The 16,721-nt window shown below is 55.6% G+C and carries 12 protein-coding genes; 2 read left to right on the forward strand and 10 right to left on the reverse strand.

The window, feature by feature from the left end:
- Positions 1 to 784: 784 nt before the first annotated feature.
- Positions 785 to 1,579, forward strand: coding sequence for a hypothetical protein (locus ACTNE6_RS11575; protein WP_442496813.1), 795 nt, complete (start codon positions 785 to 787; stop codon positions 1,577 to 1,579).
- A gap of 192 nt (positions 1,580 to 1,771) precedes the next feature.
- A complete protein-coding gene (locus ACTNE6_RS11580; protein ID WP_442499695.1) occupies positions 1,772 to 3,052 on the forward strand; it encodes a cytochrome P450 in 1,281 nt (426 codons plus the stop codon).
- A gap of 3 nt (positions 3,053 to 3,055) precedes the next feature.
- On the opposite strand, the gene ACTNE6_RS11585 is transcribed toward ACTNE6_RS11580, so the two are convergent.
- The 10 genes from ACTNE6_RS11585 to ACTNE6_RS11630 form a co-directional block, all read right to left on the reverse strand.
- On the reverse strand, positions 3,056 to 4,393 hold the full coding sequence (locus tag ACTNE6_RS11585) for a cytochrome P450 (RefSeq protein WP_442496814.1): 1,338 nt from the start codon (positions 4,391 to 4,393) through the stop codon (positions 3,056 to 3,058).
- A 3-nt stretch (positions 4,394 to 4,396) separates the two neighbouring features.
- Positions 4,397 to 5,185: a hypothetical protein gene (locus ACTNE6_RS11590; protein WP_442496815.1), complete on the reverse strand. Its 789-nt coding sequence runs from the start codon at positions 5,183 to 5,185 to the stop codon at positions 4,397 to 4,399.
- Positions 5,185 to 6,630 (reverse strand): acyl-CoA reductase, encoded by a 1,446-nt coding sequence (locus ACTNE6_RS11595; RefSeq protein ID WP_442496816.1) that lies wholly within the window; start codon positions 6,628 to 6,630, stop codon positions 5,185 to 5,187. The genes ACTNE6_RS11590 and ACTNE6_RS11595 overlap by 1 nt, the downstream gene beginning before the upstream one ends.
- Before the next feature lie 3 nt (positions 6,631 to 6,633).
- Positions 6,634 to 7,695: a LuxE/PaaK family acyltransferase gene (locus ACTNE6_RS11600; RefSeq protein ID WP_442496817.1), complete on the reverse strand. Its 1,062-nt coding sequence runs from the start codon at positions 7,693 to 7,695 to the stop codon at positions 6,634 to 6,636.
- 107 nt (positions 7,696 to 7,802) lie between these two features.
- Positions 7,803 to 9,518, reverse strand: coding sequence for a fatty acyl-AMP ligase (locus ACTNE6_RS11605; RefSeq protein ID WP_442496818.1), 1,716 nt, complete (start codon positions 9,516 to 9,518; stop codon positions 7,803 to 7,805).
- A gap of 69 nt (positions 9,519 to 9,587) precedes the next feature.
- Positions 9,588 to 12,254, reverse strand: a complete 2,667-nt coding sequence (locus ACTNE6_RS11610; protein ID WP_442496819.1) for a phosphoenolpyruvate synthase — start codon at positions 12,252 to 12,254, stop codon at positions 9,588 to 9,590.
- Between the two features lie 25 nt (positions 12,255 to 12,279).
- The gene (locus ACTNE6_RS11615) at positions 12,280 to 13,950 is read right to left on the reverse strand and encodes a nucleotidyltransferase domain-containing protein (RefSeq protein WP_442496820.1); all 1,671 of its coding nucleotides are present in this window, start codon (positions 13,948 to 13,950) and stop codon (positions 12,280 to 12,282) included.
- 18 nt (positions 13,951 to 13,968) lie between these two features.
- On the reverse strand, positions 13,969 to 15,051 hold the full coding sequence (locus tag ACTNE6_RS11620) for an SDR family oxidoreductase (RefSeq protein ID WP_442496821.1): 1,083 nt from the start codon (positions 15,049 to 15,051) through the stop codon (positions 13,969 to 13,971).
- A 2-nt stretch (positions 15,052 to 15,053) separates the two neighbouring features.
- The gene (locus tag ACTNE6_RS11625; protein ID WP_442496822.1) at positions 15,054 to 16,001 is read right to left on the reverse strand and encodes a hypothetical protein; all 948 of its coding nucleotides are present in this window, start codon (positions 15,999 to 16,001) and stop codon (positions 15,054 to 15,056) included.
- The gene (locus tag ACTNE6_RS11630) at positions 15,998 to 16,711 is read right to left on the reverse strand and encodes a dTMP kinase (RefSeq protein WP_442496823.1); all 714 of its coding nucleotides are present in this window, start codon (positions 16,709 to 16,711) and stop codon (positions 15,998 to 16,000) included. Before ACTNE6_RS11630 ends, ACTNE6_RS11625 begins: the two co-directional genes overlap by 4 nt.
- Positions 16,712 to 16,721 lie beyond the last annotated feature (10 nt).

Genomic DNA, 16,721 nt, shown 5'->3' on the forward strand with positions numbered 1-16,721 from the left:
TATTTGACGCATTATCAAGCAAGGAAATATGGTGAAATCCATCTCATCAGTTCATTAATGCAACGGAATCGGTTCTGTTCATGTAAATAAATCACATATTGCCTGTGTAATTTTTCACAGATTCCAACGATCCATTTCTCCATACTATCTACAAAGTTCGATGTTCAACGGAACTCGATCACATGGGTAATTTGAATGGTGTCGGTTGGGGTTGCATGGCTTGTCTTGTCGAAGCATCAGAACCATAGCCGTTCTGAAAGCCGGATTGGCCCCATAATAGTTTGTAAGGCTTATGAAGCATGCATATACATATTCGCATTGCACATGAATCATCTGTAGTTATCATATGCATTGATTATCAAGAAGAAGCCGAAGAAAACCATAGAATCACTCAACGCATATAATCGGAAAAATTATTTTAATTCTGCGGCTTATGGCGATCTGAAAAATGCAGCGCAAGCCCAAGACAGAGCCTCAATAAGCATAAATAATTGATAATTATAAAAATTTTAAATAAGCTCAACCATTAACTATCAGGTAAATAATAAAAATATTTATATATAAAATTAATGTCACTTGCCCAATACAGTATTGGGCATAATTAAAACAATAAATTCCTTTATTTAAAGATAATTAAATAAACGATGTCTGAGGAAATCTAAAGTAAATTTTCGTACTAATTTTCAGGCGTCAACAAGGAGCGAAAATTTGATAGGGTAATTTTATTTAATGTTCTTTACCTAAAGGAAATACTGTTATTAACTCAAATCGATAATGGATAAAAATGAAAAAATTTACACGCACAAAAATTATCCTGGGCATTGCGGCATTGGCTTTCAATATTAATGCGGCCCAAGCCGATTCCATCAATGCAGAACCCAAGAAAGGCATATTGCCTGACAACTTCAAATCCATGATGCTTTTTATGGCAAACGGTTCTATTCCTCTCAGTGAAGCGGGCCCTGAACCCGAAGAAGTGGCCTGGGATTTTCAATACAACATCATGCACCGTACCGATGCTGAAGTTGAAGAGGTCCGCCAAAAAGCGCTGGCCTTTTTCAAAGAGCAGTTTGGCATCGATGCCGAGAACGACCCAGGCATCTGGTTTCACCCTTACCGGGTCGAGAGAGCTTCCCATTATCGCGCTTATGTCATTTCCGGCGAGAAAATACCATCCTCCGGCTGGGAAGTACGCGATGGCGGCTGGGAAGCGCGCGTGATCGATCCTAACGGCAAAGTTTTAGGCGGCCATCTGGCCGGCCATTTTGTGCCGCCCGGTACATTCTTTGTTGACGGCAACTACAACATCCTGACTGATCAATGTGAGAAGAATCATGGCAAGCACTGCGAAAAGAAACGGGAAATCACCATGTCCTACCGGTCGAAGGAGCCTATGATACCGGCTGGTCCAAACATTCCAGGCATCATCACGTTCCCTATCATGTGCGAACTGGGAAGTGAAACCTTTGGAATAGGCGTCTCCGGCGGTTTCAGCCAGCCCACTTTAACCGACGAGGGCCAGACATTACAGTACAACGTGCGCAATGTGCTGACTTTCTCTGATAAAAACGGCAACTAGATTCACCTGAATCTAATTTTAAGCGCTTACCCTGGCGCCTGGTAATCATTCGATGATGATCAGGCGCTCTCCCTTTTAATTTAGGATTCGATTTGAAACCTGCCTTTATTTTCCCGTCATGTTAAGGAATTGATTATGAATACCCCCAATGTGCGTTCCGTACAAAGGAACTCTGTGAGTTATCTTACGGAAATGTTTGGTTTTATAAATAATCCTTTGAATGGTTTTTTGCATTCCAAAAACAGATGGGGAGATATAGTGCCTCTGCCGCTGCCCGGCATGCGCGCCATTCAATTTTTCCATCCGGCGCATGTCAGCGCGGTACTCAATCTGCCCCGCAAAGACGCCACGACGGGTTCCATATCGGACATCATGGGCGATGGCCTGTTAACCAATAATGGCCCTGAGTGGAAAAAACACCGCCGTCTCATTTCGCCTGCATTCGCGCCGCGCGTTATCGAAGGGTTTATCAGTACGATGGCCAGAATCACGCAGGACTGGATGGCTACGGTAACGCCTTCCGCCCATGACCTTAACATCAGCGCCTCCATGTTGAGTCTGACGCTTGATATTCTGATCAGCACGGTATTCGGTTCAAAAATTCCGGTGGACAGGACTATCGTTGCTAAAGCGCTGGATGAGTACATGTATGAATTTTATCTGGATACCAGCAGCTGGCGGCGCTTGTTGCCCAAAGCTATCAGTACCCCTGGCAGAAAACGGCGCCAGCAGGCAATGCGCGAACTGGAGGGTATTGTCTATCAGGCCATAGCCAGACGCCGAGAAACCGAACCCGATAATGATCTGTTGTATCGCCTGCTGACCGCCGGCGATGAAAAAAGCGAGCGCCTCACCGACAAACAACTGCGCGATCATGTGCTGACCGCTATTCTGGCGGGCCATGAGACCACGGCATTAATGCTGAGTTATTCTTTATGGCTGTTGGCGCATAGACCGGATTTTCAGGATGAATTGCGGCAGGAATTGCTGGAAAAACTCGGCGGCCGCCATGCCGATATGGATGACATGCCCGCGCTGCAACGTCTGGATGCGGTCCTGAATGAAGCCATGCGCCTGTACCCGCCCGCCTATGTCGTTGCCAGAGAGGCTGAAAATGATATGGAAATAGGCGGCTTTGCAGTCAAAAAAGGCGATCAGTTGCTGGCGCCGGCCTGGGTGATCCACCGTGACCCGCGCTGGTGGCAGGCGCCGGACGCCTTCAGGCCGGAGCGGTGGCTGAACGGCGAGACCGCGCACCTGCCGGCCAACGCCTTCTTCCCGTTCGGCGGCGGGCCGCGCCTGTGCGTGGGCAGTTATTTTGCCAAATACGAAGGCATGGTCGTACTATCGCTCATTCTGCAGCATTTTGAAATCAGCCCTGTGCCGGGCTACAAGCTGGATCTGATCCCGAGCATCACGCTGCGCGCCCGGGAAGGCATCCGGTTAAGCCTGAAACCCGTAAAACCTGACTGAAATTTACGCAGGCGAATGGTTGTGAAAACGCAGACGAATGCCGTCAACCGGTCTTAATGTGACGCTTGCCAGCAAGTTCAGCTGATCATCGTTAACGTCGCTGACGCGGCTGTGGCGCAAAATCGTCGCCAGAATAATCGCCCCTTCCAGTTTGGCGAAATGGCCACCCACGCACAGGCGCGGCCCGCCGCCGAACGGGAAGAAGGCGTTGGCCGGCAGGTGCGCGGTCTCGCCGTTCAGCCACCGCTCCGGCCTGAAGGCGTCCGGCGCCTGCCACCAGCGCGGATCGCGGTGCACGACCCACAGCGGAACCAGCAACTGGTCGCCGCGCTTTATCTGGAAACCGTTCAGATCAAGGTCTTTATCGGCCTCGCGCCCGATGATGTAGGCGGGCGGAAACAGGCGTAGCGACTCATCCAACACCGTATTCAGCAGCGGCAGTCTGGCGAGCGTTTCGGCATTGATGGGCCCGTCGGCGATAATCGCTTTCAATTCCTCATGAACCTGCTGCTGAATGGCAGGATGCCTTGCCAACAGCCACAAGGAATAGCCGATCATTAACGCTACCGTGTCGTAACCGGCCAGAATCATGGTCAGCAATTCATCGCGCAGTTGCTCGTCATTGAGGCTGTTGCCTTCTTCATCACGGGCGGTCATCAGGCGATACAGGAGATCATCGCTTTCCGGCGCAGCCCGGCGCTGCGCGATGGCGGTGCGGATCAAATCCTGCATGCCGGCAATCGCCCGGCGCCGCTGACGACGGCCCGGCGTGACAATGAACGGAGGCAGCCAGCGGCGCCAGCCGGTATTGTCGAGGGTAAATTCGCGCATATACTGTTCCAGCAAGGACAATATGCTGTCTTTGTCGATTTTGATATTGGCCCCGAAAACCGTGTGTATCAGAATATCGAAAGCCAGCCCCATTAATTCGGGCGTCACGTCGACTTCCCTGCCCTCCGGATTGAGCCGGGCAAACCAGCTTTCGGTCAGGCGAAACATATCATCAACAAAGGCCGTGATGGCCTTGGGCCCCAGCGGTTTGGCAATGATGCGCCGCCGCCAGTGCCAGTCGTCTTCCTGATTGGTCAGCAAGCCTTCGCCCAGCAGGTCTTTCAGGGACTTGGTCGCCATCTGGTCCCGATGGGGTATTTTCAAGACCACGCCCACCTGTTCAGGATGCGTGATTTGAAAAGCCCGCAAGCCGGGAATCGGCAGCGGGACCACGTCCCCCCAGCGTTGCTGGTAAACTTCAAAGCCCGACAGGGGATTGTCGAGCAACAGCCCCAATTCTGAAAAATACTGCCGGAGCGTTCTGCGCACTGTTTGCGGTTTTGTATTCATGGTTTAAGAAACTGTTGAGTCTGGAGTGCCGATAAGATAGGTAATGCCGATGGGCGAGCCGGGGATCGCCTGCGTGCCGATGTCCCAGGAAAACGCCTCCTGCCCTGGAATGCGGTCGATGATTTCGCGCAGTTCATCAGGTGTGTAGGTGCGCAGCATGGAGACCATGCCGTCCCACAGGCCGGCTATTGGCAGGATGGGGACCAGATAGGTAAAAAACAGGCGCGACCAGCGAAACGGCTTGACGAAAGGCATCAACAGCAGCATGAACAGCGGCATGGTCAGCATTAACAGACTGCCGTACAGGCGGTGGTCGGAACCCTCAATGACCACGATCGCCTGCCGGGTGTTGACGGCATCGGCGAGAATCGCCTGCACCTGGTCAGGACGAAAATGATGCAACGCGCTGATGATGGTGCGCACGCCTTTCAGCGATGAAGGCACGTTCCTGGCATCCACGCGCTCAGGATGAAAGCGGATGCGGCCGCCGGACTGCTCAAGCGTGTAGCGAAAGGCTTTCTCATTGGGGAAAAAATCGGTCAGGAGAATCTGCACCTCGCCGGTTTTCTCCAGTTCCGCCGCCAGCGTCAGCCAAGGCCCGGAACCGCCGGCGCATAAATCGATAATCTGGCTGGTGCCCATTTTATCCAGCGTATCGCGCAGCCTGGGCGCCATAAGATTGAAGTTCTTGTGGCTGTCTATCATAAACCGCAGCCAGTCCATGACACCGTCGCGCAAAACCTGCGGCCACCAGTTCAAGTCGACTGTTTCAAACAAATGAAATCTGCGCATTATTGTTCTTCCTGTTCATGTAAAGCGTCGTGCATTTCTATGTCGCACCAGCGCAACAGCCCGGCGACGCACATCTGGCCGTCATGATGCCACATCATGCTGGGCTCCGCCATGCGTCCCGGCTGGCAGATACGGCTGGCGCCCAGCAATGCCGCCCGTCTCGCCAGAACCGACAGTTCAGGCTCATCAGCGCCCAAGGCAAGATTCTGCAGAAATTCGCCATAGGGCCGCAGCGCTTTCAGTGCCTGTTCCAGACTGTCCACGGGAATAAGCCCGATGTAACGGTTGCCTGACAGGCTGTGCTCAGCCAGGTCTTTTTCAATCGCTATGGTCCAGTTCAGCGCGGAATCCTGCCATAAGCCGCTATCGGCATCGGCGACGGTCGCCTTCCAAGCCTGCGCCGCACGCTGCAATTGCAGGGTCTGGGCATCCTTGAGCCTTAAGTTGCCCAAAGGGTATTTTTCGGCGTAAGCCTGCATGGCCCGGCTGAGTTCATCGCCCAGCTTATGGACGGCCGCCCTGTCGCCTTCCACGAAATAAACCTGCGGCGCGATGCAGGCATGCTGATTGAATGTGCCTACATCCTCGGCAATGCGCCCGGCAATGACCGGCGCCCCGACCCGGGCCAGATAGTCGCGCCCCAAAAGCCCCGCGGAGAACTTATGGCCGTGTTCCATGTAAATGCGGTTATCGCGGGCCAATTCCCGAACCGAACGGCAGGCTTCGATGCTGCCATAAGCGATGACGGCTTCTGCCTGAGACAGAACGGTTTTCAGCAGGTCGCGCTCATGGCGTTCCCAGTAAGTGACCAACAGGGCGTCGCCTATGCGCGCGTCCTCTTCAGCCAGGCTTGCCGCAAAACGGGCGGCAAAAGTAGGTTCCCCGCTGGCTACTTTGGCGATGACTGCCGACTTGGCCAGCAAGGCTCTGACCATGGACAGCGCCGGCAAGCCCGGTACGTTGCCGGTAAAGATCGCCAACGTAAGCTCGGGGCCTATGGCGTAAGTGCGCCCCGGCAGTCTGGCATCGGCCACGAAACCGTCCAGTGCTGCCGCATCGCCCAGCTCGCGGTATAACACCCGCCACAAGGAATCGGCCCGGTAGTTTTTCAGTTCGACATCGAAGCTTCTGTCAACCGCTTGCGCAGAAAAGCCGGTCGCTTCAACGACGGCTGCGCGTGCGGCCTGCCGCACCGACCAATTATGATCGCACCATTTGGCGGTGACTTTATCGATCGTCTCGACAATATGGGCGATGGGCATGGCGCGCAGCGCGGCCGTTGACTCTCTGAGCCCATCGGCAATAACGCCCCAGCGATCGCTCAAGGGCCGGGTGCACCGCCACGGCTGGCTACCCTGGTCATTGATGATATTGGCATTGAAGGTTTCCAGCTGGCTGGCACCCACCCAGGCGGGTATCCAGGAAATATTACGATTAGTAGGCATAAGTCAGAATTTGATGCTTTCCAGAGACAAAGAGCAGCCGCGGGCTTGCCCGCGCTCTACTCGGCCGATAATGGCTACGCCGTCCTCGGACGCCAGCCCCAGGTCGCCGGTCAATATGCGATGAGGACGGTCGATGATGCACGAATCCATAATTTCAACCAGCCCCTCGCCCCTATCGCAGTAGGCCAGCGTATAACTGTCCCGGACCCGCGCCTGCAGAAACGGCAGATTGCGTTTGGGGCGTTCGTCGAGCGGGCCTATCTCGCGGTCATTGGCGTCATAAAGCTGGCTCGCCAGTTCGGTCATGCCAAAGACATTGAAAGCCCGTCCGGCCGGAATGCCGAACGTTTTCGTGATGGCCGATCTCAGCTCGCCGGCCCTGACGACGCGGGAACGCCCCTTAAAGCCCCCGCCGTCCAGCGTTCTTGAACCTTCAGGCAACTGCCATAACCACCCGAGCTTTTCCAGCGCATCGCAGATGTTTACAAACGCGAACGAACCGCCCAGCATAACCACAGGCTGATCGTCGCTGACGGCCTGGTCCAGAATGGAACGCAGACGCTCGAAATCGACGCCGTTGCCGGTGATGACCGAAGCGCTGCGGGACTTGTCGCCAAACGTCGTCGCGATCAGTTCCATGCCATAAGCCATGATCATCTCCGGCGCCTGCGAAACGGTAGGCACGAAGCGAATGATGACAGGTCTGTCCAGTTCTTGAATAAGATGCCGTCTGGCGTTTTCGATGATCGAAAGGTCCATCAGCTTCAGTCCCAAGGGCGAATAACAGGCGGCTCCCCTATCGGCGCCGCTGGTGCCGCTGGTTCGAAAAACCCTTGCCGCGGGCTGGTCCGGAAAATAGTAGACATGACTGTTTTTAAAGGCGGCATCCGGTATGCCCAGACGGCAACCGGTTTTTCGCCAGTAGTCGGCAAGCTGAGGCAGGTTGGTCAAGGCAAGCTCTTCCAATGCCTGCTCGACAGACTCTCTATCGATGGCTTCGCCTAAAATAAGGGCGGCTATCTGCTCAGCCAGATTTTGTACGAACGGATCTTTATAACGGAACATGGCAGGCCTGAATGGAATGGATAGTCATTTGAATCAATCTAGGAGTCATGGCTTTTGTGAATATGAATTATGTTTCTGGCAATGGGCATGCCGGCGATCGCCTGGGATTACGCCGGGAGGCTTTCCGCCTCACCCAATTCCTCATAGGCCTGCAGCTCCCCGTTCTCAAACAGGGCTTTGGTTTTGCGCCGCTGTACCTTGCCGCTCGAGGTCAGGGGCAGAGCGCCCGATTTTAGGACCACGACTTCGCTGATGCGCAGCCCTAGCCCTTTCTCGACGTCTTCAACCAGAGCATGTTTAATGGCCTCGATATTTTTATAACTATTGGGCTCGACGCACAGTATCAGGCATTCCTGGCCTTTGCGCATGACGCTGAAGGCAACCACTTTATTGGGCCTGATCCCTTCGGCCTGCGAGGCGATCCACTCGATATCCTGCGGATAGTAGTTGACGCCATGGATAATGACCAGGTCCTTGAGCCGGCCGCAGATATACAGTTCGCCCTGGGCGATATAGCCCAGATCCCCGGTGTGCAGCCAGCCGTCCCGGTAGCTTTCCAGGGTTGCATCCTGATTCCGGTAATAGCCCTGCGTAACGCTTGCACCGGAAAAACAGATCTCCCCCACCTGCCGCTCAGGCAAGGTCTGACCGTCCGGGCCGACAATTTTAAGCTGGTGGCCAGGAATGACGTGCCCGCAGCTGATCATTTCCGCAGTCTGCCCGCTGCCGGCCTGAGCCGGCAGCGCTTCACCGTTGCGCAAGGCGCTGGCATCGACGAGATCGGTGATGATCGGCGCATCGACAGTATGAAAAGAAATGCCTACCGTAGCTTCGGCCATGCCATAGCAAGGCATCAGGGCCGTCGCACGCAGACCTCCCGGCGCGAAACAGGCAGAAAATTGGCGCAGGACTTTCGGGTTTATAGGTTCCGAGCCGCAGCCGGCCGCGCGCAGCCGGCTCAAATCCATGCCGGCCAAGTGCCGCTCGCGCGTCAGGCGGGCGGCGATATCGAAAGCAAAATTCGGGGCGAACGTGATGGACGCGCGATACTGGGATATCGCCATCATCCAGTACCAGGGCTGTCTGGCGAAGCGATCGGTGGGAATCAGGACCGCCGGCAGATCAACCACCAACGGCCCCAGACCGAAACACATCAGTCCCATGTCATGGTAGAACGGCACCCAGCCCAGGGTAATATCGTCATCGCGCCTTTTCAGACTGCCTTTATTGCCGAGAAAGGCTCTGGCGTTGGCGATGACATTGCCATGACTGACCATCGCCCCTTTGGGCATCGATGTGCTGCCGGAGGTGAACTGCAGAAAGCACAGGTCGCTGCCGGTCATTTTGGGCGGATTAAAAGCGCCGCCTTCTGCTGCCAGCAAGGTTTCGACGGCCAGCAAAGCCGGATTGACGGCTGCCCCGCTTGCATCGCGCAGGCCCTGCTGCAAGAAAGTTTCATGCGCCGCCATGCACAGCAGCATACGGGCGCCGGCGGCCTGAATAATGTGGCCGAGCGTGGCGAAATAGCTGTGCCGGCTGCGGGTCGTGGCAATAAAATTCGAGGACATGGGCACCGGCACCGCGCCCGCCAGCAGGGCGCCGAGAAAACCGAGCATGAAATATTCCTGCTCGGCAATCACCAGCGCGATGCGGTCGCCTTTTTTAACGCCCATAAACTGCAGATTGGCGGCGACCCGTTGCGCCTGCCGCCTCAGCAAATGCCAGGGATAATAGTGTTCTTCGTTTTGTTGCGTAATGAAACGCATGCCGCGCTCTTCGTCGTGCGGCAGTGCAAACAAAATATCGGCAAGGGTTTCACTCATAAATGCAAACCGGCTTTTTCAAAATGGATAAGGGATCGTTCGGCAATAAAGGACTGATCGATTCAGCCCTCAGTCCAGAATGGTGACCGTTCCTGACTGGCCGTTGACTCTGACCCGCATGCCGGATTTGAGCATTTGGGTCAGTTTCGGTATTTGCACGATCGTGGGCAAACCGACTTCTCTGGCGACAATCGCCGCATGCGTCAGCGGACTGCCGCGCTCGACCAGCAGCGCCTCAGCAAACGGAAACACGGCCACCCAGCCTGGGTCTGTGCGGTAAGTGGCCAGGATGCCGCCTTTGAACTCGCCGGGCTCCTGAACGATCTGGACATGGCCTTCAACAAAGCCGGGGGAACAGGCCGTGCCGCGCAGCTCGCGGCTATCGTCATCGGCTGCGGCCGATTCATGCTGCTGGCCATCCGTTGCCGGCCATCGCTGCAGCCAGCCGAGCACCGAGCCGAAGGTGACAAAACGCGGCGGCAAGGCTTTCATTGCGCGATAAGCGTCCATATCGGCCTTGCGCTGGACAATTAAAGGTTTTATCTCACGGGCCGAAACCATGCCTTCGAAGCAGCCTTTCAATTCTTCAAGGCGCAGATAAAAAATATCCCGCCCGTCCTCAAACACCCCATGGCGGGCAAAATCATTGCCTATGGCCCGGTACATGTTTCTGAAGACGCCGAACGTTCGGGAGCGGCAAAAACGCACGGTCTCCCGCGCCTGAATGGCAGACTGGACTTTGCGCAAGACGATGTTGAACAGAACGCGCTGCACGGGATTCAGCCCCTTATCAAGCAGCGCTTTCAGATCGCGCTCATAGGCCGCCGGCACGCCCTGTTCTTTAGCGCCCGTGGCCAGGGCCACTTTCAGCATGTCAAACAAGACGCCGGGCTCCTCGCGCAAATCGGGCTCTTCCAGTTTCAGCTCATTGTTGCTGCGATAGCCGTAAGCGGCAATGTAGGCGTCAATCCGGGCCAGAAACGCATCGGCTCCGGCTGCGGCCAACGCCTGGCTGCATTGCTTTGCCGGCGTCTGGCTGATAATGCGCTCCCATTCGGGATTCTGTCTGGCATGGCCGGCCAGCTCAGCCATTTTCAAGGCCGGCTCCATGGATTCCATGTCATGAATGCCGCCGATTACGGCGACTTCCAGCCAGTCAGGCGCATCGGGCAGCCAGCGGCGGATCAGGAGCCTTAACAAGCCATAGGGCAAGCCGATGGAGGATTCCAGCGAAATCATGATGCCCCAACGGGCAATGATCGCCTGCTCGAACTGCTTGCTGTGGGCATAGATCCGGTCGGCGGGCAATTCGCTGTAGTCAATGGCATTGAAGGTCTCGTACAGTTTGTAAAAGGCCGCACGGAATTTGCGCACCTGCTTTTTCAGCGTGAAAAAATACCAGAAAAACATTGCCCCGCTCAAAGCGCGAATCCAAAGATACTCAAGGCGGGAATCGGCGTGGTAAGGCTGGATTTTTTCCTCGCAGGCGACAAGGTCCAGCGACTCGTCCAGCCCCATCTGGACTTCCAGCATTTTATGACCCAGGTTATAAAACGGGCTGGTGCCGACCAGTTTGTACCAATGCAGCAGGTTGTAATAGGCCCGCCCGTTCATATAGCCCAGCACCGCGCCGAGGAAGCCGTCCATTTCCTTGAGCTGTTTTTCGGGAATGCGCAACAGGCGGCAGTATTCCCGAAACACTGTCGAATACAAGTTTTGTGTGAACGTGAAGGTCAACGGACTGACGATACCGGGATAGTTCTCGATAATGTTGGAATTGTCCCAAATCTGAAAATCGCCTTTCGGTTCCTCTTTGAAAGCCGTGACCGGCCTGGCCTGGAGTATCCATAAACGGCCTTCCTGCAGGCACCATTCAATATCCTGCGGCGCCTTGAAGTTCTGCTCGATCTGCCTGGCCGACGCGCAGATCGCCTGTATGTTTTCGCTGCTCAGGGACAATTGCTGCTGGGCCTCAGGCGGGACATCGCTGATGTTGCCGTTCGGCCCTACCTGCTGGGCTTTTTCCCCAATCACCTGACTGATCAGAGCGCCGTTACGCTTGTCGACGACGACCGTATCCGCGTCCACCAATCCTGAAACCAGTCCTTCCCCCAAGCCGTAAACGGCGCTGATGACCAGTTCATTGGCATTGCCGCTGGCGGGATTGACGGTAAATACCACGCCGCTGCGGTCGGCCATGACCAGCCGTTGCAGAATGACGGCAATATCGGCATGGGCAAAGCCCAGATTATGACGGTGCCGGTACATCAGCGAGCGCTCCGAATACACCGATGCCCAGCATTTCTGCACATGGAGCAGGATGTCATCCAAGCCTTCGATGCCCAGATACGTATCAAACTGGCCGGCAAAGGAAAAGTCCTTGCTGTCCTCCTCTTTGCCGGAAGAGCGAATGGCGACAGGCCCCTGCCCTAATGAAGTCAGCGCTTCCTTGATCAAGGCGCTGACCGTTTCGGGCAGCGGCGCCGACAGCACGGCATTTTGAATCTGAGCCGCTATGTCGCCGGCATTGTCCGCATTGAAATTTTCTAAAAGAGCCTCAATCACCTTATCGAGACCGGCCGCTTCCCGGTAGTATTGAAAGACGTCCGTGCCCAGGATGATCCAGGCAGGCACAGGAACCCCATTGTTTCCCAGCAGGTAAAGGGATTTCCCCTTGTTGCCAGCGAACCGTTCAATATCTTCGAGACGATTTGCCGGGGTGAGCGGTGCAATCATGCTATGTTCCATATCCTGTCCTGTTTCAACCGATGTTCGAGGCGAGCAAATCACGGGCTTCTTCAGCGGAACCTCGCCCGCCCACCGCACTGGCCGGAAAACGTGCGTTCAAATGCGTGGCCAGATTAATCCAGTCATAACCATACATGACCGTTTCGCACCAGCCCGAGGCCGTATCAAAACTGGCCGGAAACTGCTCATCGCCGCCCAGTTGCCGCAGTTCTCTGACAATTTGTCCGGCAAGCTCGAACAGTTCCTGCCCTTGTTCCCTGGAATGGATGGACTCGGTCTCAATGCGCTGGATGGCTTCGACCAGAGACGGATTCAGCGGCAGCAGGCGCAAGGCTTCAAGAACCGCTTCTTCCAGCGGCGGCTGCGGCGTGATGCCGTACCCGGCCAGGGCGACCATGCTGGCGGTCTGAATCATGCGCTGCAGGGTATACTGCAGCACCCGCAGCTGGCCGCTGCGCAGTGCGCCTTCCGAATCTTCCCGGGAGTTTTCCACGCCTATGTTCGCCCAGGTCAGTTCGACGCCGGCTTCCGCCAGGCGGCGGGCAGGAACCGGCAGCAGTTGAATGCCGGCCGGGCTACTGGCGGACAGCCGCGCCCCGTCGACAGAGATCAGCGCTGCCTTACCCGTCAGTAATGGGCACGAGGTTCCCAGCTGCCGGGCCCGAATTTCGCCCTCGCCTCCCCAGCACAGGGAAATTAGACCGGCGCGGCTGAAATCGGCCAAATGATTTTTGGCGTCTGTTGTCGCCTGGACACTGCGTTTGTCATGAGCTATCTGTATACAGGGCGTATTCCAGATAATTCGGCGCCAGACGCGGGCAGATCCGTCGTCCAGCCGAAAGATGTCTTCGTCGCGAAGAATGTGCAGATGCCGGCCTATTTGCCAGGTGCTGACACCGGCCCGGCTGTCGGCGAGCACTTTTTCAAAATTCAGCTCAACGCCGGAAACCGAGAATTCTTCCAGCAGGGCAATGCCTTTATGCAAATAGTCGATGGCGCTGCTGTCTTGGGATTTTTCGGTATAAAAATCCCAAAAGCGTTGCACCAGCTTTTTATCGACCTGGGCGCGATCCAGCTGCAGCGACAGCCATTTGGAGCCCAGATAGCGTTCGCCGCGCTGGGCGACAAAACTTTTGGCGGCGTGAAAAACCGACGTCTTTATCCAGGCCCGGGCATAATCATCCTGCTCCAGCGCCAGCATGGCCACCGCATAGCGTCCGGTCTGCCGGGCAAAATCCTCGAACCACAGCGCGACCGCCCTGCCTAGCGACTCCTTGCCCAGCAGATCCTGCAAGGATTTGATGCAGGCTTCGTTTTCAATAGGCAGGCAGCCGATGAACCGCTGGCAGCGCTCCAGCTGGTTCCAGGATATCTGCGCCACGGATTCGATGCCCGCATTCAGGGCTTCTTTTACTTGCAGTAGTTCACGCTGCAGCCGCTCCCGGCTGAGCAGACGCACTTCGACGCGCCGGTTTTCCAGAAACAAGATATAAGGCATGGTGGCCATTTCCGTGCCGTCGTCAATGATGGCGACGAAGTCGATATCCGAACGCTCGTTGCCAAAACCTTCGGCGATCGAGCCTTCAAGAAAGACCGCCGATGGCTGCCGTTGACCCAGCTGAGCGTATAGCTGCTGGCGGGACTGCTCCCAGAGCTGCAGCAGAAATGAATGATTAAGCGACATCAACATTCTCCCTGACGGTTAGATTTCATGGGTTGTTCTTCTGAAATAGCCGACTTTGACGGCGTAGCTGAAAACTTTGTGCAGCAATTCCTTGCCCTGCGCCGGCGGCGCCTTGGCAAAAATGTCCCAGGTCGAATCCCGGACAAAAACCGTCTGCCGGCGAAAGTAGGATTCGTACAGGCTGATCACTTCATCGTAGTAGCGCTTTTCCAGGCCTTTCATGCCGTAGCTGTGAAACACGTGGCCGGGCACAAACCGGGGCACGCTGAAAGAAGGAAACAAGGCGCAGACGTCGTTGATTTCGCGCAAGGCCAGCGGCTGATCGGAGCACAGGTGCAGGGTTCTGCCCTGCGCTTGACTGAAATTTTCCAGCGCGGCCACCACGCCGTCCGCCACCCAGTCTATCGGCACGATATCCAGCGTCGCGCCGTAATCGCCGGGTATGGTCCGCACCAGCCCGGCCGTGGTAATGCGGTAAACCGCATAGATGGTGTCGAATTTGCGCATCGTGCCGTCGACAGAATCGCCGACGATAATGGCGGGGCGCACGATGACCGTGGGCAGCCCATTGTCCTGGGCCTTCCTGATCAGCGCTTCGGCTCTAAACTTGCTGGCTTCGTAAGGGCTGCCGAAGCTTTGCCCGCGGTCGAACACCGTTTCCGAAAAAATGCCGGGCCGCTCGCCGCAGACATACATCGTGCTGATGTAGATGAAAGGAATGCAGGCGCCTGGCTTTTTCATGGCAAAGTCAATCATCCGCTGCGTGCCGGCCACATTGATGGCTTCGTAGCGTTCCTCGGGACGTCCGAAGCTGGTCAGGGCCGCCGAATGCAGCACCCTATCCACGGAGGACTGAAGCTGCCTGTAGAGTTCGGCATCTAACCCCAAACCGTCCTGCTGAAGATCGCCTTTAACAGTCAGCAGTTCGCCCGGATTGCCCCGCCCGCCGGTATAAGGCCGGCTGGGCAAAAGTGTGCCGTCGTTGGTAACAATATTACCGACGGAATGAACGAGCGCCACAATGGTGTGCCCGGCTTTCAGAAGCCTGGCGATGGCTTCCGCGCCCACTAAACCGCTCGCGCCTGTTACCAGTATTTGCATATTTATAACCGTACCCATTCAAAAATAAATTCAACGCTCAGCATGATTTCAAAGATGATCAGAAAGCTCATGCCGTTCCAAGCCGGCGCCGCGACCGTTTCGCGGCCTTCAAGCCCTGAAAGATCAGGCCATGTTCCGTTCATCCAGACTAAAAAAACCAGAGGCAACAAACCGGCGCCGTAACGTCCGAAGGCTGAAAAATCAGCCATGTCGGCCAAGGCCGCCATCAAGGCCGCCGCCAGAGCCAGCAATAAACTCAACACCACCCTGACGCCTTTTTTCGGCAGAAAATAGGGCTGCATGGCATTAACATGGACTTTGCGGGAAAACTTCCAGATTTCGTAAGCCAGCCAGAACATGCCGGCCACCGGGGCTATCTGCGTGATGGAGAGCGCTTCTGCCGGGGAATGGCTTAACCAGGCGAAATAGATATAAACAAAAAAGGATGCCGGAGCCCCTTCAAAAACCAGCCAGCCCAGAACCAGGCTGGCCGGATGCGGGGGAAGAAAGCGCTTGATCAGGAACGGCCCGGCGTATGAAATCAAGGTTGAAAAAATAACCGCCGACAGGGTTCTGAAGGAAGCCATGTTCAGCACGATTAACGTGCTGGCCGTGATGATCAGCAGCATGGATAAATGCTCTGTCAGCTCGGTTTGCTGATGTTGATTACGGTGATCATCCTGCACGTCATCCAGGTCATCGATCAGGCGCAACTGGACAAAAAGCAGAATGAAGCTCAGCCATTCAACGACAGATACGAGGCTGAGGTTAATTGGTTGACTACTAAGTCTATGATATAAAATACAGGATGAAGGAAAACTCAGCGCCAGCGGCAGAATAAGGCTGCCGAAAGGCAAGCGGGTGCGGGCATAAGAGCGAAACCAACGCAGAGCCGGCAACACGCCGGCGATTTTTTTACGCCGTTGTTCGTTTTGGCTGCTGGAAATCATTTTTTATACCTTGCCAAGCAATAATCCAGGCTGGGCTTCAGCAGGGCGAAAGTGGATTCCAGCGGCGCATCGGTTGTAATCATGAGCAGCCCGTTGTCGCGCGCGACATTGAGATAGGCCTCCGCCTGGATTTTCATGAACTCGAGATCAAGCGGTTTGTCCCGCTCATGCTCGCGCTGTTGTATGCGCTGTCTGGCCGTATCGGGATCGATATGCATGCCGATGGCCAAGTCAGGACGTATGACATGCCGGGCGATATAGGCCAGCACGGTTTTGGGGATTTCATCGGCCGCCCGGCTGTGGACTTCGGCTTGGCTGGTGTAGATGTAGCGGTCGCAAATCACGACATGCCCCAGCTCAAGATGAGGGATGATGGTGTCGCTGATGTGCTGGATCAAATCCCCCAGAATGGTCAGGCACAAGCCGAGAATGTCTATCTGGCTGCGTGCCTTGTCGTCCGCGGCGTCAACCAAAGCGCGAAACAGGCTGTTGGTTCTGACCCGCTCGGTGGGCGTGTAGGTGCAGAATACCGGCAGGCCCTGACTGCCGATATAATCCGTGATGGCCTTGATGGTGGACGTTTTGCCCGCGCCATCAATGCCGCACAGCGTTATTAACGTGCCGGGCAGTCCGTGTGGCCGCAGGGACAGGGCATTGGCACGGCGGGTGCCGATGGTTTCGAACGGCAGAGTTGTTGATACCTGTTCCATGACAGTCTAC

It is taken from the genome of Methylobacter sp. sgz302048 (assembly GCF_052162025.1).
In the GTDB taxonomy this organism is placed as follows: domain Bacteria; phylum Pseudomonadota; class Gammaproteobacteria; order Methylococcales; family Methylomonadaceae; genus Methylobacter.